The following is a 24,744-nucleotide window of genomic DNA, read 5'->3' as shown; positions in this document are numbered from 1 at the left end:
AGGCGCGCCATCTTAGCAGCAGCGAGTGGGCCGTGCTTTGGAGCGGGTTGCCGGCAGCAGCGCGGTAGCCAGGCCCAGCAGCGGCAGGAACGAGATCATCTGGTACACCCACTCGATGCCATGCAGGTCGGCCAGTTCGCCTAGGCCCGCAGCACCGATGCCGCTGATGCCGAACATCAGGCCGAACATCACCCCCGAGACCAGTCCGACGCGGCCAGGCACGGCCTCCTGGGCGTACACCACCAGCGCGGCGAAGGCCGACGACATCACCAGGCCGATGGCCACCGCCAGTACGGCGGTCCAGGCCAGGTTGGCGTAGGGCAGGGCCAGGGCGAACGGCGCTACGCCAAGGAAGGAGATCCAGATCACCGCCTTGCGCCCGATGCGGTCACCCACCGGCCCGCCGGCAAAGGTGCCCAAGGCCACGGCGGCGAGGAACACGAACAGGTACAGCTGGCTTTGCTGCACCGTCAGGGCGAAGTGTTCGATCAGGTAGAAGGTGAAGTAGTTGGTGAACGATGCGATGTAGACGAACTTGGCGAACATCAGCACCGAGATCACACCAACGGCGCGCCACATGGCGCCTTTCGAAAGCCCAGGTGCCTGCTGCCCGGCCAGGCCCTTGAGCTGGGTCTGGCCGTGGCGGACGGTCCAGCCGGTGACGCGCAGCAGCACGATGATGGCCAGGGCAGCAGCCAGCATGAACCAGGCAATGGCCGGCTGACCGTGGGGGATGACGATGGCAGCGGTCAGCAGCGGGCCGATCGCGGAACCGGTGTTGCCGCCAACCTGAAAGGTCGACTGCGCGGTGCCAAAGCGACCGCCGGAGGCCATGCGCGCCACCCGAGAGGCTTCCGGGTGGAAGGTCGCTGAGCCGATGCCCACCACGGCTGCGGCGAACAGCAGCATCTCGTAACTACTGGCGAAAGCGAGCAAGGCTATGCCGACCAGGGTGAACAGCATGCCGGTGGGCAGCAGGTAGGGCATGGGGCGCTTGTCGGTGTACAGGCCGACCCAGGGCTGCAGCAACGAGGCGGTCACTTGGTAGATCAGGGCGATCCAGCCGATCTGGGCGAAGCTCAGCGAGAAGTCGCTCTTGAGCATCGGGTAGATCGACGGCAGCACGGCCTGGATCAGGTCGTTGAGCAGGTGGGCAAAGGCGGCGGCGCCGACGATGCGCACCAAGAAGCCCTGGGGCTGGTCGGCAGCGTTGGCGGGTGGGGCCAAGGTGGCAGCAGGAGTCGTCATGGGCGAGGCTCTTTTTCGTGTGATGGCAAGGCATTGCCCGAAGGAGGTTATCCAGCCGGGCAATGCCTGTCTCACGCGGAACAGGCACTCGGTGTCGCGATTCGGACATTCAACCGTTAGCGGTATCGATCACGAAGCGGTACTGGGGGGCCTGCCTGCCCTGGCCATTCACTTGAGCAATGCGGGCTGCTCAGAGCCCCAAGTCGCTCAGGCCTGGGTGATCATCCGGGCGCCGGCCCAGCGGCCAGCGAAACTTGCGCTCTGCTTCGGTGATGGGGTGTTCATTGATGCTGGAAAAACGGTTTTCCATCAGGCCGTCTTCGGCGAACTCCCAGTTCTCGTTGCCATAGGCACGGAACCACTGGCCGCTGTCGTCGTGGTATTCGTAGGCATAGCGCACGGCGATGCGGTTGCCGGTGAAGGCCCACAGTTCCTTGATCAGGCGGTATTCCAGTTCGTGGTTCCACTTGCGGGTCAGAAACGCCTCGACCTCGGCGCGGCCACGGGGGAATTCGACGCGGTTGCGCCAGACGGTATCGACGGTGTAGGCCAGTGCCACTTTGGCAGGGTCGCGGCTGTTCCAGCCGTCCTCGGCAAGGCGGACCTTCTGGATGGCGGTTTCGCGGGTGAACGGAGGCAGTGGAGGGCGGGACATCGGGTGGTTCCTCGGGAGTGGGTGGCAGGAAGTAGGGTAGTACTCGCCAGCGTTCCCGAGAATCAGTGCGTTTGGCATTTCATTATTGCGCTGATTGGAACAGTGGCTGCCTTAAGCCAGCCTCTCAATGCAACCGCAACGCCTTATCCATCTCCTCCAGCATCACCTTGAAAAACGGATTCGAAGTGGCCCGCGAAAAACTCCCCGCGTCCACGATCAACGCCCCGCGCTCCCCGCGCATGTTCAAATTGCCCAGATTCACCCCGTAATTCTCATGCCTACCAGGCTGCTGTCCATACAGCGGATCATCGATGGGAAAGGGCAGCGCCACATGGGACAGCGAGATCAGGCTGGGCGGATACACCGCATCCAGCCTCTGCTCGTCGGCCGTGGTTGCCTGGGCTGCAAAGCGTATCGACTTCAGCTGCCCATTACCCGGGCCTCCGGCCGCAATCAAGGTTCGCGCATAGGGGCGGCCTTGGGATGCGAACATCCTGTCGCGCAGGGCGCTTACCGAAGGCCTGAGCATGTCGTCGATACCCAGCGAGCCATTGGTGTCGAAGATCACCAATTCGCTGCCATTGTCGGGCAGCCGATCGTACAGCTCGGTCTGGATGGCTTCGGTGCTGACCGTGCCATCGACCAGCGACTGGTAGGTGAGGATCGGTGGCAGCGTGGCCAGGCGCTGCGGTTCGCGGGTTTGAGCGAACAGTTGCTGGCGCACCGCTTCGGTCAGCTCGTAGGACTGGCGCGCGGCATTGACCGGGAACGAGTTGTACTTGAACGGATTGAACTCGGGCAGCACGCTTAACCAGGCGGCCTTGGCAAATGCCGGGAACAGCGCTGGCAGGCCGGCAATGCCGGCAAATCGGGCAAAGCGGCTGACGCCGATCATGGGTGAGATGAGCACCAGATGGGCGGGGCTGGCCAGGTGCTGGTCTTGCAGCGCGTCGAGGCTGTACTTGACGGCCAGAGCGCCGCCATTGGAAAAGCCGACAATGTACAGCGGCGTACCTGCGGGGGCGCGTCGGGTTGCTTCGCGCACGGCCAGGCGGGTGGTAGCCATCCAGTCTTCCCAGTGGGCCGCGGTCAGGCCGGCCGGGACCGTGCCATGCCCGGGCAGGCGCGGGGCGACCACCACATAGCCCAGGTCCTGAAAGTGCCGAGCGAAGTGACGCAGGCTGTACGGCGAGTCGGTCAGGCCGTGCAGCAACACCACCGCGCCCTTGGCAGTCTGTCGGGGTTCGGCGATATAGGAGCGGTTCCAGTCATGGCTGAGATTGCCCGGGAATACCCGGCTGCTGGCTACGAAGCGGTTGTAGGTTGAGGGCTGCTCGCTGGACAGTTGCTCACGCATTACCCGGTTGACCTGGTTGAACACGCGTTGCTCGGCCGCGAGGTAATCGCCCCAGCTGGCGTGGTCGATGTCGCTGGCTGGCATCTCGTCCGGTACATAAATGTGCCACGGCTCCAGCTGGAAATCGGCAATCGCGGTGATACGCAAGGCGAACAGCGCAGTGACCAGCAGGGTCAGTACCACGAGTACCACAGCCACCAGCAAACGGTGTATCGGCATCATTGCTCCCTGGACTTTTCCTATGGCGCGATCGAGCGGGCCCGGCTAGTGTCACTGGATTGTCCAGCGAGGCATCGAGCATGAACAGGACGTCAATTGCAGCGATCGGGCTGCTGGCAGTGAGTCTGGCTGCAATTGCCGAAGAAGGCGAGCGCGAGGGGGACTATTGGTACGTGCAGACCAGCGCCTATACCAAGCACTGGACCCACGACCCGGAGCACAACAACCATCAGGAACTGGTCGGCATCGAGCGCATCTACACCGACGGCCTGCTGTGGGGCGCAGCGACCTTCAAGAACTCGTTCTCCCAGCGCTCCTATTACGCCTACCTGGGCAAGGTCTGGGAGCACGAGCGTTATCCCGTGTACGCCAAGCTCAGCGCCGGCATGATCGAGGGCTACAAGGGCGAATATGATGACAAGATCCCGTTGAACCACTTCGGTGTTGCGCCGGTTATCATTCCGTCGTTCGGCGTGCACTGGGGGCCGGTGGGGGCTGAGTTCGTGGTGCTGGGAGGGGCTGCTGGGATGATCAACGTGGGGTTGAGGTTCTGACAGGTAGCGCCGCTCCCAGAGGTTCGGCGCTCTCCATAAGGTCAGGCGGCGCCCACGTTTTTATCCGCAGCCTGGCTGCGCCCACCGAGCCATACCAACAACAACCCGGCAGCCGCCAGCACGCCACCGGCCATCGGCACTGCGGCGTAACCGAGGTTCAGGCTGATCACTGCGCCGCCCAGGGCCGCGCCCACGGCATTACCCAGGTTGAACGCACCGACGTTGATCGAAGATGCCAGCCCAGGCGCCTCGATGGCGGCGGTCATCACCCGCATCTGCAGTGGCGGCACTACGGCGAAGGTGAACATGCCCCACACCAGCAAGGCGATGGCGGCGCCGACATGGCTGCCCAGCACCAGCGGCATCAGCAACATGATCACTGCCAGCACGCCGAGGAAGATCCGCGCCGCGCCATCCAGCGACCAGTCGGCCAGGCGGCCACCCAGGCTGTTGCCCAAGGTGAAACCAACGCCGATCAGCACCAGGCCAAGGGTGACGAAACTGTCCGAGGCACCGGTCAGTTCCGCCAGCACTGGCGCCACATAGGTGTACAGCGTGAACATGGCGCCAGCCCCCAGTACCGTGGTGGCCATCGCCAGCAGCACGCTGGGGCGGGCGATCACCGCCAGTTCCTTGCGCACATGCGGCACGCTGCCGCGTTCACCCTTGGGCAGGGCGTACCACAAGGCGGCCATGGCCAGCAGGCCGAGCACCGCCGTGCCGGCGAACGCCATGCGCCAGCCGACTTGCTGGCCAACCCAGGTGGCCGCCGGCACACCGCCGATGTTGGCGATGGTCAGGCCCATGAACATGGTCGCCACGGCGCTGGCCTGTTTCTCTCTGGGGACGACGCTGGCGGCCACCACCGCGCCAAGGCCGAAGAAGGCGCCATGGTTGAGGCTGGTGACCAGGCGCGAGGCGAGCAGCGTGTAGTAGTCCGGTGACAGCGCCGAGAGCAGGTTGCCCAGGGTAAAGATCGCCATCAGTGCCATCAGCGCCGCGCGCTTGCCGAAGCGGCTGAACAGCAAGGTCATGATCGGCGCACCGACCATCACACCGATGGCATAGGCGGTAATCAGCATGCCCGCGCTAGGGATGCTGACGTCGACGCCCTGGGCGATCACCGGCAGCAGGCCCATCGGCGTGAATTCGGTAGTACCGATGCCAAAGGCACCGATGGCCAGGGCGAACAGCACGCGTCCGGCTTTCATTGGGCAGGCTCCTGCGTGTCGAGCTCGGTCAGCGGGCCTTCCATGCGATGGAAGCTCAGGTCGCTGGCAGTGAAGAACGACTGCGAGCGACCGTTGCTGAAGTCATCGACATGCACCACGGTGGCGCCATCGGCTTCCTGCCAGGAGATGACGTAGACCCCTTTGGCGATCTGTCGCCATTGGCATTCGGCTGCGCCATTGGCGCCAGCATAAGGGCCAGAAACGATAGCGTAATGCACGTGACGGCCGTCGTCGGAGTAGCGGTTGTGCGCGGCCAGGCCGGGGTATTCGACTTGGAAGCTGCGGCCAGCGAAGGCCGGCAAGGGGGAGGCAGTGCTCATCGGGTGGCCTGTGTCAGTTGTGTTTCGTGGAATTGCGGCAGTACGTATTCGGCGATTTCATGCAAGGTTTCGTCCAGCGGCCGCACATTGCGCCGCAGGTGCAGGCCGACGTGGTCGACGCCGGCAGTGCGCAGGGCGGCGAGCTCGCTGGCCAGCGCCTTGCGCCCGCCGCGGAAACCGAAGCGCCAGCGCTGCAGCGGTTCATCGGCGTTTTCCGCCAGGTCCAGGTGGATGAAGCTGCTGTACGGTTTGTTGCCCGCCACCGCTCGCCAGGCTGCGACCCGGCGCTGGTGGTCGTCGGGCGTGCCGGGGTAGGCCAGGCAACCGTCCATGTTGGCGCCGATCCACGCCGGGCTCTGTTGCGCCAGGCCCGCCACCAGCAACGGCAGTGGCGCCTGGGTAGATGGCAGCACGGCCATGCCCTCGGGCAGGTGGCCGTGGGCGCCGTCACGCAGCAGCGCCACCTGTTGGCGGAAGTGGTTGCCACGCCCTTCGAAGTCGCGGCCGAACAGTGGGTATTCCACTGGCCGGTCGCCGCTGGCCACGCCCAGCAGCAAGCGGTTGCCCGACAGGCGCTGGATACTCGCGGCCGATTTCAAGGTCAGCAGCGGCTCGCGGATCGGCAGCACCACCGCAGCGGTGCCGAGCAGGATGTCGCGGGTGACCCCGGCCAGGTAGCCGAGGTAGCTGAACACCTCGAACACCTGGGCGGCATCGCCGAACGCCGGGTCGTACAGCGGCACGTCACGGACCCACAGGGCGCGGTAGCCCAAGCGGTCGGCCAGGGTGGCCAATTCGGCGTGCTGGCGCAGGTCCGGCTCGCCGAACTGGCGGCCATCGCGGCGCCGGGCCTGGTCGCCAGCAGGCGTCCAGTCGTGGTCCAGCGGCGCTTCCAGGCCGATGCTGAAGCCGCCAGCGGTCAGGCGTTCGAGGGGCGTGGTCATGGCATCAGTCCCAGATCGGCGCCAGGCCTTCAGGGCTGACTTCGCGGCCATTGCGCTCAAGCTCGGCGATACGCGCCATGTCCTCGTCGTCCAGGCGCAGGTCGCGGGCGAGCAGGTTGCTGGCCAGGTTCTCGCGCTTGGTCGAAGACGGGATCACCGCATAACCCAGCTGCAGGGCCCAGGCCAGGGCAACCTGTGCGACGGTAGCTTTGTGCTTGTTGGCGATCTCGGTCAGCACCGGATCTTTCAGGACCTTGCCGTAGGCCAGGGTCATGTACGAGGTGACGGTGATGCCCTGTTCCTTGAGGAACGCGGTCAGCTTGCTGTTCTGCAGGTACGGGCTGAGCTCGATCTGGTTGGTGGCGATCTCGCCTTTGCCGACCACGGCGATGGCCTGGCGGGTCAGTTCGATGTTGAAGTTGGACACACCGATCTGGCGGGTCAGGCCCAGCTTCTTGGCTTCGGCCAGGGCTTCCATGTACTCGGCCAGTTCGACGCCGTTTCCCGGGGCCGGCCAGTGGATCAGCAGCAGGTCGACGTAGTCGGTGCGCAATTTTTTCAGGCTGTCGCGCAGGCTGGGGACCAGCTTGTCGGCGGCGTAATTTTCAACCCAGATCTTGGTGGTGATGAACAGCTCGCTGCGCGGCACGCCGCTCTCGGCGATGGCCTGGCCGACGTCGGCTTCGTTCTGGTAGATCTGTGCGGTGTCGATGACTCGGTAACCCAGTTCCAGTGCCGACTTGACCGAATCGATGACGGCTTGGCCGGTGAGGCGGAACGTGCCGAGACCGAAGGATGGAATGCTCATGAATTTGCTCCTGGTGAGTGAAAGGTGAACCGAAGTGAGCGTAGTCGCTCAGCTTCGGTCGCTCTTCGAATGGGGAGCAGTGTGCGGGTTTCAACGCGTTTGATTAAGGCAGGGTACGGCCAAGGTCATTTGACTTGAAGTCATGAATAGGGTGCTGGCTCATGCAAATCCGGCAAGGCGATGCCATCAGCCCGTGATCAGCGTCGGGTTGGATTGCAGCAACCATAGATGACTCAGCTCCAGTACCTGTTGCTCGAGCGTCGACTGCGCGCCGATGCGCTGTGCTTCACGGTCCTGCCGCAGCAGTGCGTCGAGGACGCTCAGCAGGTCACGGTCCTTGTGGCTGAAGGCACTGTTGGTGACGTCCGAGAGCTCGATGCCTTGCTGGTAGGTGCGAACCCGCTCTTTCTGGATGGCCAGCTGCGACACACTCGCGTCGGTCAGCACGCCATTGTTGAAGCCCAGGCGGGTAGTGCTGTTCGACTGGTCGTTGACTTCGTGATAGCGGTAGTTCTGCGATTCGCTGTCGCGGGTCAGCTGCAGGGCCACCAGTGGGTTGAGCCCTACATGCCAGGCGGCCTTGAGGTTAGCCTGTTGTTGCTGCTCCACGCTGAGCTTGGCGCCGCCCTTGATGCTGGTTGACTGTGAAACCTGGTAGTTGAAGCTGTCCGACTCTTCTGGCTTCGCCGGGTTGAGCCGCTGCGTGGGCTGGCTGATCGATGCGTTGAAGTCGGCCAAGCCGCTGAGCAGCAGGCGGCTGTTCTTGTTCAGGGGCGTTGCCGAGCCGGCCAGGCTGTTGTCATCGACACGGTTGAGCTGGCTGAAGGCATCCTTGAACAGGCCCATCAGCTGTTCGTCGCCATGGCCGCGCGCTTGCGCGGCGTCAAATTGCGTCAGGTAGTTGGCCACTGCAGCCTGGCGCATGGCCTGGCTGCCCAGCAAAGTGCCGCCCTGGGTGTCGAAGTCCATCTTCACTTCACCACTGGGGCCCTGCAGTTTCAGGCTGCGGGTCTGGTCGTCCAGGCGCAGTGCGAAGGTTTGCTGTTCGCCGCTGCTGGTTTCCAGCTTCGCGTCGAGTTGCAGGCCGGTGAACAGGCTCGGGTCGAGCTTGACCAGGGCGCCCAGCTGGAGGCTCGGTGGTTCCTGGGTCAGGCCATTGATGGCCGACTGGAAGCTGCTGGCCAGCGCGGCCAGGCCATCCAGTTCCTTGGCGTTAAGTGTGCCGCCTTGCACCTGGGCATCCACGGCCAGGCCGTGCTCGCTGCTGTACAGCCCCAAGGACACGGTGGCGCCGGAGGCTGTGGTGAGGTTGAAGGTAATGCTGTTGCTGGCGAATTCGCGCAGGCGCGACTGCTGCAGGCCCAGTATCAGTTCGTCTGGCACAGACGCGTCGTTCACCAGCAGGCCGGATTGGGCAATTGTCCCTCCGCCATTGGCGGCCAGTTGCGCCAGCAGCGCCGCGCCCAGGCCCTGGAAGCGCGCGCTGGTCGAGCCCGATTGCACGGCACTGGCCATGTACTGGCTGAGCTTGTCGACACCTGGCGTTTCCCAGACGTAGCGGCCGGATGCGCTCTCCAGGGTGCCTTTGGCAGAGTAGACGTCGCTGCCCATGCTGATCGATGGCTGGCCGAGGACCACCTGTGTACTGGCACGGGTCAACGTGCCGGCAGCCTGGCTGGTTGCGGTCATCTGGGCAGTCGCTGCAAGCGGGATCTGGACGGGGAGGGGGCGGACGGCAGCAATCGGGTTCATCATCGGCGCTCCATGCGGATTCTGTGGGTATCCATGCTATCGGCTTGCCATCAGGAAACCTGAGTACGTCGCGCGCACAAACGAAACGGCCCGCCAAAAGGCGGGCCGTCGGGCATTGCATGTGACGATCAGCGGCGGCGGAACAGCGGCAGCGGCTCGTCAGTGGCGCCCTGGTAGGTCACCGAGAAGTCCTTCAGGCCCTGCAGCGCGTCTTCCGGGTCCTTGTCGGCACGAACGGCGAACGCGTCGAAGCCGCAACGGGCCATGAAGAACAATTGGTCGCGCAGAACGTCGCCGATGGCGCGCAGCTCGCCCTTGTAGCCGTAGCGGTCACGCAGCAGGCGCGCGTTGGAATAGCTGCGCCCGTCGGTGAAGGCGGGGAAGTTCAGGGCGATAACCTGGAAGTGCTGCACGTCGTCGCCGATTTCTTCCGCTTCCTGATCGCTGTCCAGCCACACACCCAGGCCGCCGTCGCGGGCCTTGAGCACGTGGGCATGGTCGCGCCACATCTGCAGCGGGACGATGTAATCGTCGCAGTTGGTCAGCTCGTCGAACGAGAAGTCCTTGGGCAGCAGGTGCCAGGTTTCGTCGACGATCTGGTTGTTCTTAATGATTCGCTGCATAGACGCGTTCCTTGAAGGGGTCGATGCCGATACGCTGGTAGGTGTCGATGAAACGCTCTTCCTCGGTACGTTGTTCGACGTACACGGCGATCAGCTTCTCGATCACGTCAGCCATGGCGTCCTGGGCGAAGGACGGGCCGAGGATCTTGCCCAGGCTCGCGTCGCGCGCGGCATTGCCACCCAGCGATACCTGGTAGAACTCCTCACCCTTCTTGTCCACCCCGAGGATGCCGATGTGGCCGACGTGGTGGTGGCCGCAGGCGTTCATGCAGCCAGAAATGTTCAAGTCGATCTCGCCGATGTCGAACAGGTAATCCAGATCGTCGAAACGGCGCTGGATGGACTCGGCAATCGGGATCGATTTGGCGTTGGCCAGCGAGCAGTAGTCACCACCCGGGCAGCAGATGATGTCGGTCAGCAGGCCGATGTTCGGCGTGGCGAAGCCGCCTTCGCGCAGTTCCATCCACAACGCGTGCAGCTGACGCTGCTCGACGTCGGCGAGGATGATGTTCTGCTCGTGGGAAGTCCGCAGGAAGCCGAAGCTGTAGCGCTCGGCGAGGTCGGCCACGGCGTCCAGCTGCTTGTCGGTCAGGTCGCCCGGGGCAACGCCGGTCGGCTTGAGCGACAGGGTCACCGAGACGTAGCCAGGGCGCTTGTGGGCGCGGGTGTTGCGCGAGCGCCAGCGGGCGAAGCCTGGGAATTCGGCATCCTGGGCGCTGTAGTCGACGTGGTCGAGGGCCAGATATTCCGGGTCGACGAAGTGGCGCGAAACGCGTTGCACTTCTTCCTCGGTCAGGGTGGTGCTGCCGCCACGCAGGTGGGCCATTTCGGCTTCGACCTTCTCGGCGAACACTTCCGGGGTCAGCGCCTTGACCAGGATCTTGATCCGCGCCTTGTACTTGTTGTCACGGCGACCGTAACGGTTGTACACGCGCAGGATGGCGTCCAGGTAGCTGATCAGGTCCTGCCACGGCAGGAACTCGTTGATGAACGAGCCGACCACCGGGGTACGGCCCAGACCACCACCGACCAGCACGCGGAAGCCCAGCTCGCCGGCGGCGTTGCGCACCGGCTCCAGGCCGATGTCGTGCACTTCGATGGCGGCGCGGTCTTCCTTCGAGCCGTTGATGGCAATCTTGAACTTGCGCGGCAGGTAGGCGAATTCCGGGTGGAAGGTGGTCCACTGGCGGACGATTTCACACCATGGGCGCGGGTCGACGACTTCATCCGCGGCAACACCGGCGAACTGGTCGGTGGTGGTGTTGCGCAGGCAGTTGCCGCTGGTCTGGATCGCGTGCATCTGCACGGTGGCCAGCTCGGCGAGGATGTCCGGGATATCTTCCAGCGCTGGCCAGTTGAATTGCACGTTCTGGCGGGTGGAGATGTGGGCGTAGCCCTTGTCGTAGTCGCGGGCGATCTTGGCCAGGGTGCGAACCTGCTTGGCGTTCAGCTGGCCGTACGGCACGGCGACACGCAGCATCGGCGCGAAACGTTGGATATAGAGGCCGTTCTGCAGGCGCAGAGGGCGGAATTCTTCTTCGCTCAGCTCACCGGCCAGGTAGCGGCGGGTCTGATCACGGAACTGCTTGACGCGGTCCTCGATGATCCGCTGATCGTACTCGTCGTATACGTACATAAAAGTCCTGTCTCAGGCTGCATGCAGCTATTCGCGCGCACGGCCGCGCACTCCGGTTCGGAGCCGGGGAACGATAGCAGGTTGGGTTTATGCGCTAAAGTGATGTTTTAGCATATGAAAAGAACCAAACGAACTAAGTGAGACTGACTGGCATTTGTTACCCCTGCGTGCGACGGGTTTATACTCGATGGTTTGTTTCAAAGGGTGTATCCGCATGCTCAAGGCGCTTTGCCAAAGCTTGTGCCTGGGCCTGCCGCTGGCAGCCTCCGCTCAGGCCGCTACGGTGGTCTTTCTCAACCCTGGCCAGTCGAACGAGACGTTCTGGACCCACTACTCGCGTTTCATGCAGGCCGCCGCCGATGAGCTGGGCATGAACCTGCGCGTGGAATACAGCGAGCGCGATGCCGCCCTGGCGATGAGCCAGGCCCGGGCGATTCTCAACGGCCCGCAGCGGCCGGACTACCTGGTGTTGGTCAACGAACAGTATGTGGCGCCAGAGATCATCCGTCTGTCCCGGGGCACCGGGGTCAAGCTGTTCCTGGTCAATAACGGCCTGACCGCCAGCCAGGCCAAGAGCATCCAGGCCCAGCCTGACAGATACGGTCAAGTGCTCGGTACCCTGACCGCAAACGACCAGCAGGCCGGCTTTCGCATGCTGCACGAGATGGTCGCCTTGCTGCCCCGTGACAATGAGCCGATCGACCTGGTGGCCTTTGCCGGGGTCAAGACCACCCCAGCGTCGCAACTGCGCGAAGAGGGCATGCGCCAGGCGTTGGCCGACTTCCCCCAGGTGCGCCTGCGCCAGGTGGTGTATGGCGGCTGGAACCGGGAGCGCGCCTACGAGCAGGCGCAGCAGTTGCTGCAGCGCTACCCGAATACCCGGCTGGTGTGGGCAGCCAACGACCAGATGGCCCTTGGCGCCATGCGCGCTTTCGAGGAGGCCGGGCGCAAGCCAGGGCGCGACGTGGTGTTCGGCGCCGTCAACAGCTCGGCCGAAGCCTTGCGCGCCCGCATCGATGGGCGCCTGGGCGTGCTGATGGGTGGGCATACCACGTTGGGCGGCTGGGCCATGGTGCTGCTGCACGACGATGCGCAGGGCCTGGAGGTGAATCGCGACGGCAAGCGTGAGCACGTGCTGCCGGTGCTGCAGTCGATCGACCAGGGCAGGGCGCGGCGATGGCTGAAACTGCTGGAACGGGACGACTACGGTGTTGATTTCCTGCATTACAGCGCTGAAGGGCAGCCGCCGAGCTATCAGTACCCGTTTCTGACGTCACCCGTCGACTATTGAAAGACCTTGCTTGAGAGAAGGGCATTGCTCGTCTTAACTGCTGGTGGTGAAGTGCATTCCCATAACCACTACAAGAGGCAATGCAATGGGAAACTCTACCAAGGTCCGCAAAGCTGATAGCAGTGTCGATGCCTGGGCGATCCTGTGCCTGATCGTTCTGGTGGTGGTCACTGCCGTGTATTGGGTCAGCCACCAGTGACTTGAAACTCAAGACCGTGATGCAACCAGAACGCCTGCGGGAGGGAATCGCGCAGGCGTTTTCGTTTTTTCGCAGAGCGTTCAGCGGGCCGTGAGGTGCAGCGCCAGTTGAACCAGGCCAATCAGCACGGCGATGAACACCAGGGTGAACAGTAGGCCCAGCACGATGAAGTGGCTGGCCTTGCCGTGGGTGAAGTCGCGAGCGCGGTTCTTGCCGCTCTGCACGCCGAAGGCAGCGGCGAGGACGCTGTGCAGCATCTGCCAGAAAGTCGGGGGCTTGCCCTGGCTGGAATCGTCCATGGTGGCTCCTGAAGAATCAGAGGCAATCAGGGACAGTGTAGGTGGCCTTTGGGGCTGCTGCGCAGCCCCAGCGCTCTTAGTTGTCGTACCCGAGGTTTGGCGCCAACCAGCGCTCGCTCACGCTGATATCCTGACCTTTGCGCGCGCTGTAACGCTCGATCTGGTCCTTGTCGACCTTGCCCACGGCAAAGTACTGCGCCTGCGGGTGAGCAAAGTACCACCCGCTGACTGCCGCCGCCGGGAACATCGCGAAGTGCTCGGTAAGGAACACGCCGCTCGGCCCGGTCTCGCCAATGGCCGTGCCATCGAGCAGGCGGAACAGGGTTTCCTTTTCGGTATGATCCGGGCAGGCCGGGTAGCCCGGGGCAGGGCGGATGCCGCTGTACTGCTCCTTGATCAGCGCCTCGTTGTCCAGGTGTTCATCGCGGGCGTAGCCCCAGTGCTCTTTACGCACCTGCTCGTGCAGCCACTCGGCACAGGCCTCGGCCAGGCGGTCGGCCAGCGCCTTGACCATGATCGAGCTGTAGTCGTCGCCCTTGTCCTGGTACGCCTTGGCCACTTCCTCGGCACCGATGCCGGCGGTGGTGATGAAGCCGCCGACGTAGTCGGTCACGCCGCTGCCCTTCGGCGCGACGAAGTCGGCCAGGGACAGGTTCGGCTTGCCATCGGGCTTGATGGTCTGCTGACGCAGGTGGTGCAGGGTGGCCAGGGCCTTGCCGTCATCGCCGTAGACTTCGATGTCGTCATCGGCAACCTGGTTGGCCGGCCAGAAGCCGAACACCGCACGGGCGCTGATCAGCTTCTCGTCAATCAGCTTGTCGAGCATCTCGCGGGCATCCTTGTACAGCGCGGTGGCCGCTTCGCCGACCACTTCGTCGGTGAGGATGCGCGGGAACTTGCCGGCCAGGTCCCAGGAAATGAAGAACGGCGTCCAGTCGATGTACTCGGCCAGGGTGCGCAGGTCGATGTTTTCCAGCACCTTGACGCCGGTGAAAGAAGGTACCGCTGGCTGATAGCCGGCCCAGTCGTACTGCGGCTTGGCGGCGATGGCCTGGGTGTAGCTCAGACGCTCGGTACGGGCGCTGCGGTTGGCGGTGCGCTCGCGCACTTCCACGTAGTCCTGGCGGGTCTTCTCGACGAAGCCTGGCTTGAGTTCCTTGGACAGCAGCTGGGTGGCCACCCCCACCGCACGCGAGGCGTCGGTGACGTAGACCACAGCGTCGTTGCTGTACTTGGGTTCGATCTTGACCGCGGTGTGTGCCTTGGACGTGGTGGCGCCACCGATCATCAGCGGCAGGTGGAAGCCCTGGCGCTGCATTTCGCGGGCGACATGAACCATCTCGTCCAGCGACGGGGTGATCAGGCCGGACAGGCCGATGATGTCGCACTTCTGTTCGCGGGCGGTCTGCAGGATCTTCTCGGCCGGCACCATCACGCCGAGGTCGACGATGTCGTAGCCGTTACAGCCCAGTACCACGCCGACGATGTTCTTGCCGATGTCGTGCACGTCGCCCTTGACCGTTGCCATCAGGATCTTGCCCTTGGCTTCGGGTTTGTCGCCTTTTTCGGCTTCGATGAACGGGATCAGGTGAGCCACGGCCTGCTTCATCACCCGGGCCGATTTGACCACCTGCGGCAGGAACATCTTGCCGGCGCCAAACAGGTCGCCGACCACGTTCATGCCGTTCATCAGTGGGCCTTCGATGACTTCGATCGGGCGCGCGCACTGCTGGCGGCACAGTTCGGTGTCTTCGACGATGAAGGCGGTGATGCCTTTGACCAGCGCGTGCTCCAGGCGTTTTTCAACGGGCAGCGAACGCCACTCTTCGTTTTCCACTTCCTTGGCTGCGCCGCCGCCCTTGAAGTCGTCGGCAATCGCCAGCAGAGCATCGGTGCCGTGCGGGGTGCGGTTGAGCACCACGTCCTCGACCGTCTCGCGCAGCACGGCCGGGATCTCGTCGTAGATCTCCAGCTGGCCGGCGTTGACGATACCCATGGTCAGGCCGTTCTGGATCGCGTGGTAGAGGAATACCGAGTGGATCGCCTCACGCACCGGGTTGTTGCCGCGGAACGAGAACGACACGTTGGACACACCGCCCGAGCTCAGCGCGTGGGGTAGGTGATCACGGATGTAGGCACAGGCCTCGATGAAATCGACGGCATAGTTGTTGTGCTCTTCGATGCCGGTGGCGACGGCGAAGATGTTCGGGTCGAAGATGATGTCTTCTGGCGGGAAACCCACTTCGTTGACCAGGATGTCGTAGCTGCGTTGGCAGATTTCCTTCTTGCGCGCGGCGGTGTCTGCCTGGCCGACCTCGTCGAAGGCCATCACCACCACGGCGGCGCCATAGCGCTTGCACAGGCGGGCGTGGTGCTTGAATTGCTCGACGCCTTCTTTCATGGAGATCGAGTTGACGATGCCCTTGCCCTGGATGCACTTCAGGCCCGCTTCGATCACTTCCCACTTGGAGGAGTCGATCATGATCGGCACGCGGGAGATGTCCGGCTCACCGGCAATCAGGTTGAGAAAACGGACCATGGCGGCCTGGGAGTCGAGCATCCCTTCGTCCATGTTGATGTCGATCACCTGGGCGCCGGCCTCGACCTGCTGCAGGGCGACTTCCAGGGCTTCGGTGTAGTTCTCTTCACGGATCAACCGGGCGAACTTGGCGGAGCCGGTGATGTTGGTGCGCTCGCCGACGTTGACGAACAGCGACTGGCGGTCGATGGTGAACGGTTCCAGGCCCGACAGGCGGCAGGCCTTGGCGATTTCCGGGATCTCGCGTGGCTTGTACTTGGCCACGGCCTCGGCGATGGCCTGGATATGGCCCGGGGTGGTGCCGCAGCAACCGCCGATGATGTTGAGGAAGCCGCTGGCGGCGAATTCCTCGACCACCGCGGCCATCTCGGCCGGGGTTTCGTCGTACTCACCGAAGGCGTTCGGCAGGCCGGCGTTGGGGTGGGCAGACACGTGGGTGTCGGCCTTGGTCGCCAGTTCTTCCAGGTATGGGCGCAGGTCCTTGGCGCCGAGGGCGCAGTTCAGGCCCACGGAGATCGGCTTGGCGTGGCGCACCGAGTTCCAGAATGCTTCGGTGGTCTGACCCGACAGGGTGCGGCCGGATGCGTCGGTGATGGTGCCGGAGATCATGATCGGCAGTTCGACGTTATCGTCCTCGAACACCTGCTGCACGGCAAAGATTGCCGCCTTGGCGTTGAGGGTGTCAAAAATGGTCTCGATCAGGATCAGGTCGGCGCCGCCCTCGATCAGGCCACGGGTGGCCTCGATGTAGTTCACTACCAGTTCGTCGAAGGTGACGTTGCGGTAGCCGGGGTCGTTGACGTCGGGGGAGATCGAGCAGGTACGGCTGGTCGGGCCGAGCACGCCAGCGACGAAGCGCGGTTTGTCCGGGGTTTCCAGGGTCTTGGCATCGGCCACCTGGCGGGCGATGCGCGCACCCTCGACGTTCAGCTCGTACACCAGCGATTCCATGCCGTAGTCGGCCTGGGAAATCTGCGTGGCATTGAAGGTGTTGGTTTCGAGGATATCAGCGCCGGCATCCAGGTAGGCTTTCTCGATCGCGGCGATCACGTCCGGGCGGCTGAGCAGCAGCAGGTCGTTGTTGCCTTTCACATCGCTTGGCCAATCGGCGAAGCGCGTGCCACGATAGTCGTGTTCCTCGAGGCGATAGCTTTGGATCATAGTACCCATGCCGCCGTCGAGGATCAGGATGCGCTCTTTGAGTGCGTTCTGGAGTGCTTGGAGACGAGCGCTGCGGTCGGACATAGGAACTACCTGGTCGGGCAAATAACAGAAGGTGCCGAATCATAACAAACCTGCGCGGTTTTTAGGCGCACTGCCCATTTACATGAATTCTGTTCATGTTGTTTCGGCGTTACTGATACAGAGCACCCAAGGACGACCAGGCAAATCGTGATGGCTTTCAATACCCAGGACTTTCCGCACATGGTGCATCGTATCCTTGTCAGCGCCTTCGCTCTGCTCATCAGTAGCGTGGCGTTCGGACAAGCCCCCCAGTCGAGCCCGGTGATTTCCTACACCCGGGATATCCAGCCGATTTTCACCGAGAAATGCGTGGCCTGCCACGCCTGCAATGACGCCGCCTGCCAGCTCAAGCTGGAAAGCCCCGAAGGCGCAGTGCGCGGAGCCACCAAGGTGCCGGTTTACCAGGGCGAGCGCAGCACGGCCGTGCCCCCCACGCGGTTGTTCTACGACGCCCATAGCGAAGAAGAATGGCGCAAGAAGGGTTTCTATTCGGTGCTCGACAACCAGGGCAGCCAGGCGGCGCTGATGGCACGCATGCTCGAACTGGGGCACAAGGCCCCGCTCACGCCCAATGCCAAGCTGCCCGAAGAGATCGTCCTGGGGCTCAACCGCAACAACATGTGCCCGCTGCCCGAAGAGTTCGACGCCTACGCTGGCGCCCACCCCAAGGAGGGCATGCCGCTGGCGGTCACTGGCCTGACCGACAAGGAATACGACACCCTGCGCCGTTGGCTGGCCGCCGGCGCGCCGGTCGAGTACCAGCCGATCCAGCCAAGCGCAGCCGAGGCCCGGCAGATCACCGACTGGGAAGCGCTGCTCAACCGCCCCGGTTCCACCGAGGCGTTGATCGCCCGCTGGCTGTATGAGCACCTGTTCCTCGCGCATATCTACTTCGTCGGTGGCGAGCAAGGCCACTTCTTCCAATGGGTGCGTTCGCGCACGCCAAGCGGCAAACCGGTCGACATCATCGCCACACGCCGCCCCAATGACCCGCCAGGCACCGATTTCTATTACCGCCTGATTCCGGTGCAAGGCGTGATCGTGCACAAGACCCACATCACTTACCCGATGGGGCCGCAGAAGCTCAAACGCGTGAAGCAGCTGTTCTACGCTGGCGACTGGCATGCCACTGCACTGCCGGGCTATGGCCCGCGTCACCGGGCCAACCCGTTCGAAACCTTCGAGGCGATCCCGGCGGTGGCGCGCTACCAGTTCATGCTGGATAACGCCGAATACTTCGTGCGCACCTTCATCCGTGGCCCGGTGTGCCGCGGTCAGATCGCCACCGACGTGATCCGCGACAACTTCTGGGCGCTGTTCCAGGAGCCGGCCCACGACCGCTACATCACCGATGCCCAGTACCGCGGCGAAGCCACGCCGCTGCTGGCCATGCCGGGGCAGATCGACGACGTCGGCAGCGTGCTGAACCTGTGGCATGCCTACCGCGACAAGCGCAACGAGTACGAGAAACTGCGCCGCGAGGCCTATGCCGAAATGCCCGCGCCGGGCTGGGCAACCTTGTGGGCTGGCAACGACAACGCGCTGCTGAGCATCTTCCGTCACTTCGACAGCGCCTCGGTGACCAAGGGCCTGATTGGCGATGTGCCGCTGACCGTGTGGCTGTTCGACTACCCGCTGTTCGAGCGCACTTACTACCAGCTGGCGGTCAACTTCGATGTGTACGGCAACGTCTCACACCAATTGCAGACACGCCTGTACTTCGACCTGATCCGCAATGGCGCCGAGGTCAATTTCCTGCGTCTGATGCCCGCTGACCAGCGCAGCAAGATCCTTGGCAGCTGGTACCAGAACAGCGGCAAGGTAAAGATGTGGCTGGACTATGAAGACATCGACACCGATACGCCGAGCGGCATCAAGCTCGACCCGCGCGACCCCAAGCGCGACTTCGGCCTGAAACTGCTGCAGCGCACCGGCAGCCTGAACGCTGCGCCAGATCCGATCAACCGCTGCACCGGCGCCTACTGCTCGCGGCCGCAGATGAACGAGGAATTCCGCGATGTCGAACAGTCGCTCAGCCGCCTGGTGTCGCGCCCGGCCGCGGGCCTAAAGGTGATCAGCCAACTGCCCGAGGCAACCATGCTGCGCATCGAAGGCGAGGGCGGCCAGCGTCAGGTTTACAGCCTGCTGCGCAACCGTGCGCACAGCAACGTGGCGTTCCTGCTTGGTGAGGCGTACCGCTACATGCCAGGGCTCGACACCCTGACGCTGTACCCGGGGGTGCTCAGTAGCTACCCGAACTTCATCTTCAACATCCCGGCCAAGGATGTGCCGGAATTCGTCGAGGATATGGAGTACGCCAAGGATGATGCGGCCAAGTTCGAGCGCATCGTCATGCGCTGGGGGGTGCGCCGCAGCCACCCGCAGTTCTGGCGTTACTTCCACGACCTGAACACCTACATCAAGGAGACCGAGCCGGTAGAGGCCGGGGTGCTGGACATGAACCGCTACGAAAACCTCTGATCGGGTCGGTTGACCTTTGCCAATGCGCTGCGGTCGGAACGTATGGGTGGCCCGGAGGCTGTTTCAGCCTTCGGGCCTCAATGCACCGGCAATCGCAGGTATTCCATGCTGTATTCGCTTCAAGCACTGCGGGCGTTCGCCGCCTGGGTGGTGGTCTGCCACCACTTCATGCAGATCTTTTTCGACTTCCATGCCACCGGCCCCATCGGCCAATTGCTCACTGACCGCGGCGCCGTTGGCGTCGACATCTTCTTCGTCATCAGCGGGCTGGTTATTTACCTGTCGACCCGCGACAAACCTGTCGAACCGCGCCAGTTTCTGCTCAACCGGGCCCTGCGCATCGTTCCCGCCTACTGGTTCTATACCGCGCTGATGGCGGCGTTGCTGTTGGCATTCAGCCAATGGATGCCGCACCAAGCGTTCGACTGGCACCACCTGCTGCTGTCGCTGCTGTTCATCCCGGCTGAAAACCCCGGTGGGTACGGCCTGTACCCGACCTTGAACGTCGGCTGGACGCTGAATTTCGAGATGTTCTTCTACCTGCTGTTCGGCCTGGCCTTCCTGGTGCGCCAGCGCCACCACGTGTTGCTGGTGACCGCTGCGCTGCTGCTGGTCAGTGAAGTGTTGGGGCGTATGGGCGTGCTCAGCCGTTTCTACAACAACGACATCATCTACGAGTTCCTGCTGGGCATCGGCCTGGGCGTGATCCATCGCCGCGGGCTGATCCGCGAAGGCCTGTGGCTGCCGCTGGCGGTGCTGGGCGTGGCGGGCTATGCGATCTATCACCTGGACGCCTCGCAGCGCCTGCTGCACTGGGGCGTACCGAGCGCGATGATCGTGCTGGCGTTCATCGCCCTGGAGCCGTACTTCAAGGGTAACCGCCTGCTCAAGGCACTGGGTGACTGCTCCTACTCGGTGTACCTGATCCACGTGCTGGTGCTGTACGCTGGCTGGTTCGCCTGCCAGCGCCTGCACCTGAACCCGTACCTGGTGTTCGCCTTGTGCGTACCGTCCATTGGACTAATGTCGTGGTTCAGCTATCAGTGGCTGGAGCGCGGGCTGTACCGGCGGATGCAGGCTTGGCTGGCGGCTCCACGGGAGCAAACACAGGAATTTGCGCTTTCCCGAGTCAAATACTAGGACTTTGTACAAAGGCCAGGTTGGCGTACACTTGGCCGCAAGTCTGTGAGGAACTTCCATGAGCGCTATAACCATTACTGACGCCGCCCATGATTACCTGGCCGATCTGCTTTCCAAGCAGAACACGCCTGGCATTGGCATCCGTATTTTCATCACCCAGCCGGGCACCCAGTACGCCGAGACCTGCATTGCCTACTGCAAGCCGGGCGAAGAGAAGCCCGACGACGAGCCGGTTGGCCTGAAGAGCTTTACCGCTTACCTCGACGCGGTCAGCGTGCCGTTCCTGGAAGACGCGCTGGTTGACTACGCCACCGATCGCATGGGCGGCCAGCTGACCATCAAGGCGCCGAACGCCAAGGTGCCGATGGTCAACGAAGACAGCCCGATCAACGAGCGCATCAACTACTACCTGCAGACCGAGATCAACCCCGGTCTGGCCAGCCACGGCGGCCAGGTGAGCCTGGTCGATGTGGTCGACGACGGCATTGCCGTGCTGCAGTTCGGTGGCGGTTGCCAGGGCTGCGGTCAGGCCGACGTAACCCTGAAGGAAGGCATCGAGCGTACCCTGCTCGAGCGCATTCCAGAGCTCAAAGGTGTGCGTGACGTGACTGACCACACTCAGAAAGAGAACGCCTACTACTGATCCGGACGCGCTCCTACAGCGATCGCGTCAGGTCAAGGCATAGCAACAAAGTGTTACGGTTTCAACCGCTGCGACAACAGGCCGCAGCCCGTATTCAAAGGGCTGCGGGCCATCACCGCCTTGGTCGGGTAGAACCCCACCGGGTGTCATGCCAGAATGCCCCGGTTTTTCGGCCGGCCCGTCCCAAGGGCCGGCACCTTCCCTGTAAAGGATGGTTCCATGAATGATCAGTTTACCCGGCGCGCGGTTGTCGCCGGGATGGGCGTTCTCGGGCTCGGCCTGCTGGCAGGCTGCAACCCGGCCCGGGGGCTCGAGTTCAAGTACGGCAAGAACATGAGCAACGAAATCCTGGGGCGCAAGTTCAGCCTCAAGGACCCTCAGGGCAATGTCCGCACCTTGTCGAGCTTCTACGGCAGCATGCCGATGATCTTCTTCGGCTTCACCCAGTGCCCGGCCGTCTGCCCGACCACCCTGGCGCGGGCGGCCCAGATCAAGAAGCTGCTCAGGGGCCGCGACCGCGAGATCTTCCAGGTGGTGTTCATCACCCTGGACCCGGAGCGCGACACCCCCGAGGTGCTCGATGCCTACGTCAAGGCCTTCGACCCGTCGTTCACCGCCCTGACCGGTACCCCGGAAGAAATCGCCGCGGTGGCCAAGGAGTTCAAGGTGTTCTACGAAAAGGTCCCGGCCGGTGACACCTACACCATCTCTCATTCATCCACCAGCTACGTCTACGATACACGTGGCACCCTGCGCCTGAGCCTGGGCCATTCGCTGAATGCCAAGGAATGCGCCGAAGACCTGGCTACCCTGATGGAGATTTGCTAATGGCTGTATCACTGCAACCGATCAAGCGCGGCCTAGCCGCCATCGCCCTGCTGGGCCTGGCCCTGCCGGCCCTTGCGCAGACCACCGTGAGCGACGCCTGGGTGCGCGCCAGTGTGCCGCACCAGCCTTCCACCGGGGCCTTCATGACCCTGACTGCCAGCACCGACAGCAAGCTGGTCGGCGTGGCTTCACCAGTGGCCAAGACCGTGCAGGTGCATGAGATGACCATGAACGGTGACGTGATGGGCATGAAGGAAGCGAAGTCCGTGGCGCTGCCTGCCGGCAAGCCGGTGAGCCTGGACCCTGATGGCTACCACGTGATGCTCATGGGCCTGACCCAGCAGGTGAAGGAAGGCGAGAAGGTACCGCTGACCCTGACCATCGAAGATGCCAAGGGCGCCAAGGAAACCGTGGAAGTGCAGGCAGAAGTGCGCCCGCTCAACGCCGAGGCCGGCGGTGGGCATGACCACATGCACATGAACCACTGACTGACAAAAAGGGCCGCATAAGCGGCCCTTCTTCATTGTGCTGCGCGCTTCAGCTACGGAAGCGTGGCAGCGGCCTTTCGAGGGTCAGTGAGGTCAAGGTCTTGCGGACTTGGGCCTCATCGGCCTCCAGCGCCTTGAGGCTGGCGCGGATCTTGCCCGCAGCGGGCACATCGCCCTGGCGGTCGATCCAGTCGGCAATTTCCTTGCAGGCACTGCTCAGGCAGGCTTGGCGCTGGTTCATCAGCGATATCAGGGTGGTGAGCTCTCTTTCGGACATGGCGGAATCCTCCGTTCAGCTCTGTCAGTGTAGCAGTGGCTGGCCGGCTTGCCTGAGGCCCGCTGTCGCACGCGCTAGTTGTGCAAGCAAGCGCTGCGATAGGCGCCAGGTGTCACGCCATACGCCTGTTTGAATTGTCGGCTCAAGTGACTCTGATCGGCAAAACCCAATGCAAACGCCACGTCAGAGGCTGTCAGGCCGCTTTTTAAAAACTCCCGTGCCCGTGCCAAGCGCCGCTGCTTCAGCCAGGCATGCGGCGGCATGCCGGTGGCCTGGCGGAACACCCGGGCAAAGTGGAAGGGCGACAGATTGACTGCAGCTGCCAAGGCCTCCAGTGATGGCGGGTCCGCCAACTGGCTTTCGAGTAATTCCCGCGCACGTGCCACTGCCAGCGGTTCATTACCAGGGGCTGAAGGTTCGGGGCAATGGCCGTGGCGCTGTACCAGCGCCAGCACTGCCTGGCGCCAGGCGGTCTGCTGCTCCAGGGCACTGGCACCGGCTTCCGACAGCTGATGCAGCTGGCTGAAGGCCCATGCCAGGGCAGGGTCCTGGATCACGCTGTCCTTGAAACGCGGCATGCCGTGGCGGCCCAGCGCCAGCTCGTCCAGCACGCCGGTGACCCGCTCATGCTCAGGGTAAAACCCCCGGTAGCGCCAGCCAGCCTCGTGAGCGGTGGCGCCGGTGTGTAGCTCGTCCGGGTTGATCAGCACCATGCTGCCGACCGGCGCCAGGTGTTCGCTGCCGCGGTGCCAGAAGCGCTGCGCGCCCGACTCGATCACGGTGAACACGTAGCCTTCATGCACATGGGGGGCGAAGCGCTGCTGAAAGTAGCGCGCATGCAACATCTCGACGTCGCCAAGGGCCGGCGCCTGCCAGAGGTGGGTCTGTTCGCGCAGGGGCGTGCTCATGCCAGCCAGCTGCGCAGCAGGAAGAAGATCAACATGCTCACCAGCATGCTCAGCAACACGCTGCGGGTCAACAGGACCAGCGCAACGGCCACCAGCGCGCCGAGCAGGTAGGGGTTGAGCGGGCTCAGGTCGAGCTGGTGGCCGGGCATGAAAATGATCGGCCCGCAGATCGCAGTGAGCATGCCTGGCACGGCAAAGCCGAGGAACTGCCGGGCGTTGGAGCTCAGGCGCAGGGGCAGGCGTGGTTCCAGGAAGGCGTAGCGGTTGAGGAATACCACGGCGCCCATGGCGAAGATCAGCAGCCAGGTCATGGGCGGCCTCCGGTGAATTTCTGGCAGATGAAACCGGCCGCCATGCCCAGCAGGCCGGCCGCGACCAGCGCGGTTTCCCAGTGCCAATAACTGAACAGTACCGAGCAGAACAGCGATACCGCCACGCACACCACGGTGGCGAGGTTGCGCACCAGGGGCGCGATCAGCGCGACAAAGGTGGCGACGATGGAGAAGTCCAGGCCGAGCTGGTCGAGGTGCGGGATGTTCTGGCCCAGCACGATGCCGGCCAGGGTGAACAGGTTCCACGCAACGTAGAAGGTCAGGCCCACGCCGAGGGCGTACCAGCGGTTGAACTGCTGCTGATCATAGTGGCTGGTGAGGGCGAAGAACTCGTCGGTGAGCAGGAAGCCCAGGCCCAGCCGCCAGCGCAACGGCTGGTTCGACAGCACCGGGCGCATGGACAGGCCGTAGAGCAGGTGTTGGGAGGTCAGCAGCAGAGTGGTGAGCAGAATCGACAGCAGGTTGGCGCCGCCTTTGAGCATGCCGATGGCCACCAGTTGCGCGGCACCGGCGAAGACGATCGCCGACAGGCCCTGGCCTTGCCAGGCGCTGAGGTTGGCCTCGATGGCCATGGAGCCGGCGAGCAGGCCCCACGGGGCGACGGCCAGGGACAGCGGCAGGATGGCAATAGCGCCGTGCAAGAAGGCTTGGCGGGCGATGGGGGGGCTGCTGGGCATGATGGCTGCGACACACTTTGCTAGGTAGGTCAGCATGACAGAGCGGTGG

23 protein-coding genes are annotated in these 24,744 nt (G+C 63.5%); 7 read left to right on the top strand and 16 right to left on the bottom strand.

Going from position 1 to position 24,744, the window contains the following annotated elements; translation table 11 throughout:
• Positions 1 to 12 precede the first annotated feature (12 nt).
• From APH28_RS16405 to APH28_RS16395, 3 genes are all read right to left on the bottom strand, one after another.
• A complete protein-coding gene (locus APH28_RS16405; protein ID WP_060511066.1) occupies positions 13 to 1,248 on the bottom strand; it encodes an MFS transporter in 1,236 nt (411 codons plus the stop codon).
• A 190-nt stretch (positions 1,249 to 1,438) separates the two neighbouring features.
• Entirely contained in the window at positions 1,439 to 1,903 is a 465-nt protein-coding gene (locus APH28_RS16400; RefSeq protein WP_060511064.1) for a nuclear transport factor 2 family protein, read from the bottom strand.
• A gap of 124 nt (positions 1,904 to 2,027) precedes the next feature.
• The gene (locus tag APH28_RS16395) at positions 2,028 to 3,479 is read right to left on the bottom strand and encodes a carboxylesterase (protein ID WP_060511095.1); all 1,452 of its coding nucleotides are present in this window, start codon (positions 3,477 to 3,479) and stop codon (positions 2,028 to 2,030) included.
• 80 nt (positions 3,480 to 3,559) lie between these two features.
• Here APH28_RS16395 and APH28_RS16390 point away from each other — a divergent pair, with 80 nt between their 5' ends.
• Entirely contained in the window at positions 3,560 to 4,033 is a 474-nt protein-coding gene (locus APH28_RS16390) for a hypothetical protein (protein WP_060511062.1), read from the top strand.
• Between the two features lie 41 nt (positions 4,034 to 4,074).
• Here the strand turns inward: APH28_RS16390 and APH28_RS16385 are convergent, their stop codons facing one another.
• From APH28_RS16385 to APH28_RS16355, 7 genes are all read right to left on the bottom strand, one after another.
• Positions 4,075 to 5,244, bottom strand: coding sequence for an MFS transporter (locus tag APH28_RS16385; RefSeq protein WP_060511060.1), 1,170 nt, complete (start codon positions 5,242 to 5,244; stop codon positions 4,075 to 4,077).
• Positions 5,241 to 5,585, bottom strand: a complete 345-nt coding sequence (locus tag APH28_RS16380; protein WP_060511058.1) for a hypothetical protein — start codon at positions 5,583 to 5,585, stop codon at positions 5,241 to 5,243. Before APH28_RS16380 ends, APH28_RS16385 begins: the two co-directional genes overlap by 4 nt.
• Positions 5,582 to 6,529, bottom strand: coding sequence for a TIGR03571 family LLM class oxidoreductase (locus tag APH28_RS16375; RefSeq protein WP_060511056.1), 948 nt, complete (start codon positions 6,527 to 6,529; stop codon positions 5,582 to 5,584). The genes APH28_RS16380 and APH28_RS16375 overlap by 4 nt, the downstream gene beginning before the upstream one ends.
• A gap of 4 nt (positions 6,530 to 6,533) precedes the next feature.
• A complete protein-coding gene (gene dkgB / locus APH28_RS16370) occupies positions 6,534 to 7,337 on the bottom strand; it encodes a 2,5-didehydrogluconate reductase DkgB (protein WP_060511054.1) in 804 nt (267 codons plus the stop codon).
• A gap of 186 nt (positions 7,338 to 7,523) precedes the next feature.
• A complete protein-coding gene (locus tag APH28_RS16365; RefSeq protein WP_256249688.1) occupies positions 7,524 to 9,026 on the bottom strand; it encodes a hypothetical protein in 1,503 nt (500 codons plus the stop codon).
• Positions 9,027 to 9,217: 191 nt separating this feature from the next.
• Complete coding sequence (locus APH28_RS16360; protein ID WP_060511052.1) at positions 9,218 to 9,712, bottom strand: DUF934 domain-containing protein; 495 nt, start codon at positions 9,710 to 9,712, stop codon at positions 9,218 to 9,220.
• Positions 9,696 to 11,348, bottom strand: coding sequence for a nitrite/sulfite reductase (locus APH28_RS16355; RefSeq protein WP_060511050.1), 1,653 nt, complete (start codon positions 11,346 to 11,348; stop codon positions 9,696 to 9,698). Before APH28_RS16355 ends, APH28_RS16360 begins: the two co-directional genes overlap by 17 nt.
• Positions 11,349 to 11,562: 214 nt before the next feature.
• Here APH28_RS16355 and APH28_RS16350 point away from each other — a divergent pair, with 214 nt between their 5' ends.
• Complete coding sequence (locus tag APH28_RS16350; RefSeq protein WP_060511048.1) at positions 11,563 to 12,639, top strand: ABC transporter substrate-binding protein; 1,077 nt, start codon at positions 11,563 to 11,565, stop codon at positions 12,637 to 12,639.
• Between the two features lie 279 nt (positions 12,640 to 12,918).
• Here APH28_RS16350 and APH28_RS16345 read toward each other — a convergent pair whose 3' ends face one another.
• Both APH28_RS16345 and metH read right to left on the bottom strand, forming a co-directional pair.
• Positions 12,919 to 13,137, bottom strand: coding sequence for a DUF2970 domain-containing protein (locus APH28_RS16345; protein ID WP_060511047.1), 219 nt, complete (start codon positions 13,135 to 13,137; stop codon positions 12,919 to 12,921).
• Between the two features lie 76 nt (positions 13,138 to 13,213).
• Complete coding sequence (gene metH, locus APH28_RS16340; protein WP_060511045.1) at positions 13,214 to 16,921, bottom strand: methionine synthase; 3,708 nt, start codon at positions 16,919 to 16,921, stop codon at positions 13,214 to 13,216.
• A gap of 180 nt (positions 16,922 to 17,101) precedes the next feature.
• On the opposite strand from metH, the gene APH28_RS16335 reads away from it, so the two are divergent.
• The 5 genes from APH28_RS16335 (at position 17,102) to APH28_RS16315 (ending at position 22,501) form a co-directional block, all read left to right on the top strand.
• Positions 17,102 to 19,402 carry a fatty acid cis/trans isomerase gene (locus APH28_RS16335; protein WP_060511091.1) on the top strand — a complete coding sequence of 767 codons (2,301 nt, stop codon included), beginning with the start codon at positions 17,102 to 17,104 and terminating at the stop codon, positions 19,400 to 19,402.
• A 105-nt stretch (positions 19,403 to 19,507) separates the two neighbouring features.
• A complete protein-coding gene (locus tag APH28_RS16330) occupies positions 19,508 to 20,542 on the top strand; it encodes an acyltransferase (protein ID WP_060511042.1) in 1,035 nt (344 codons plus the stop codon).
• Positions 20,543 to 20,600: 58 nt separating this feature from the next.
• Positions 20,601 to 21,185 carry a Fe-S biogenesis protein NfuA gene (gene nfuA / locus APH28_RS16325; RefSeq protein ID WP_027919855.1) on the top strand — a complete coding sequence of 195 codons (585 nt, stop codon included), beginning with the start codon at positions 20,601 to 20,603 and terminating at the stop codon, positions 21,183 to 21,185.
• A 219-nt stretch (positions 21,186 to 21,404) separates the two neighbouring features.
• Complete coding sequence (locus APH28_RS16320) at positions 21,405 to 22,013, top strand: SCO family protein (RefSeq protein ID WP_060511040.1); 609 nt, start codon at positions 21,405 to 21,407, stop codon at positions 22,011 to 22,013.
• Positions 22,013 to 22,501, top strand: coding sequence for a copper chaperone PCu(A)C (locus APH28_RS16315; protein WP_060511038.1), 489 nt, complete (start codon positions 22,013 to 22,015; stop codon positions 22,499 to 22,501). The genes APH28_RS16320 and APH28_RS16315 overlap by 1 nt, the downstream gene beginning before the upstream one ends.
• A 49-nt stretch (positions 22,502 to 22,550) precedes the next feature.
• On the opposite strand, the gene APH28_RS16310 is transcribed toward APH28_RS16315, so the two are convergent.
• The 4 genes from APH28_RS16310 to APH28_RS16295 all read right to left on the bottom strand — a co-directional run bounded on the left by APH28_RS16310 (position 22,551) and on the right by APH28_RS16295 (position 24,695).
• Positions 22,551 to 22,778: a hypothetical protein gene (locus tag APH28_RS16310; protein ID WP_012313790.1), complete on the bottom strand. Its 228-nt coding sequence runs from the start codon at positions 22,776 to 22,778 to the stop codon at positions 22,551 to 22,553.
• Positions 22,779 to 22,852: 74 nt separating this feature from the next.
• The gene (locus APH28_RS16305; RefSeq protein WP_060511036.1) at positions 22,853 to 23,686 is read right to left on the bottom strand and encodes an AraC family transcriptional regulator; all 834 of its coding nucleotides are present in this window, start codon (positions 23,684 to 23,686) and stop codon (positions 22,853 to 22,855) included.
• Complete coding sequence (locus APH28_RS16300; protein WP_060511034.1) at positions 23,683 to 23,997, bottom strand: AzlD domain-containing protein; 315 nt, start codon at positions 23,995 to 23,997, stop codon at positions 23,683 to 23,685. Before APH28_RS16300 ends, APH28_RS16305 begins: the two co-directional genes overlap by 4 nt.
• Positions 23,994 to 24,695 carry an AzlC family ABC transporter permease gene (locus APH28_RS16295; RefSeq protein ID WP_156340899.1) on the bottom strand — a complete coding sequence of 234 codons (702 nt, stop codon included), beginning with the start codon at positions 24,693 to 24,695 and terminating at the stop codon, positions 23,994 to 23,996. Before APH28_RS16295 ends, APH28_RS16300 begins: the two co-directional genes overlap by 4 nt.
• Positions 24,696 to 24,744 lie beyond the last annotated feature (49 nt).

This window comes from Pseudomonas sp. NBRC 111124 (genome assembly GCF_001320245.1).
GTDB lineage: Bacteria > Pseudomonadota > Gammaproteobacteria > Pseudomonadales > Pseudomonadaceae > Aquipseudomonas.
The sequence above is the reverse complement of the archived record's forward strand: the minus strand, read 5'-3'. Positions and strand labels throughout refer to the sequence as shown.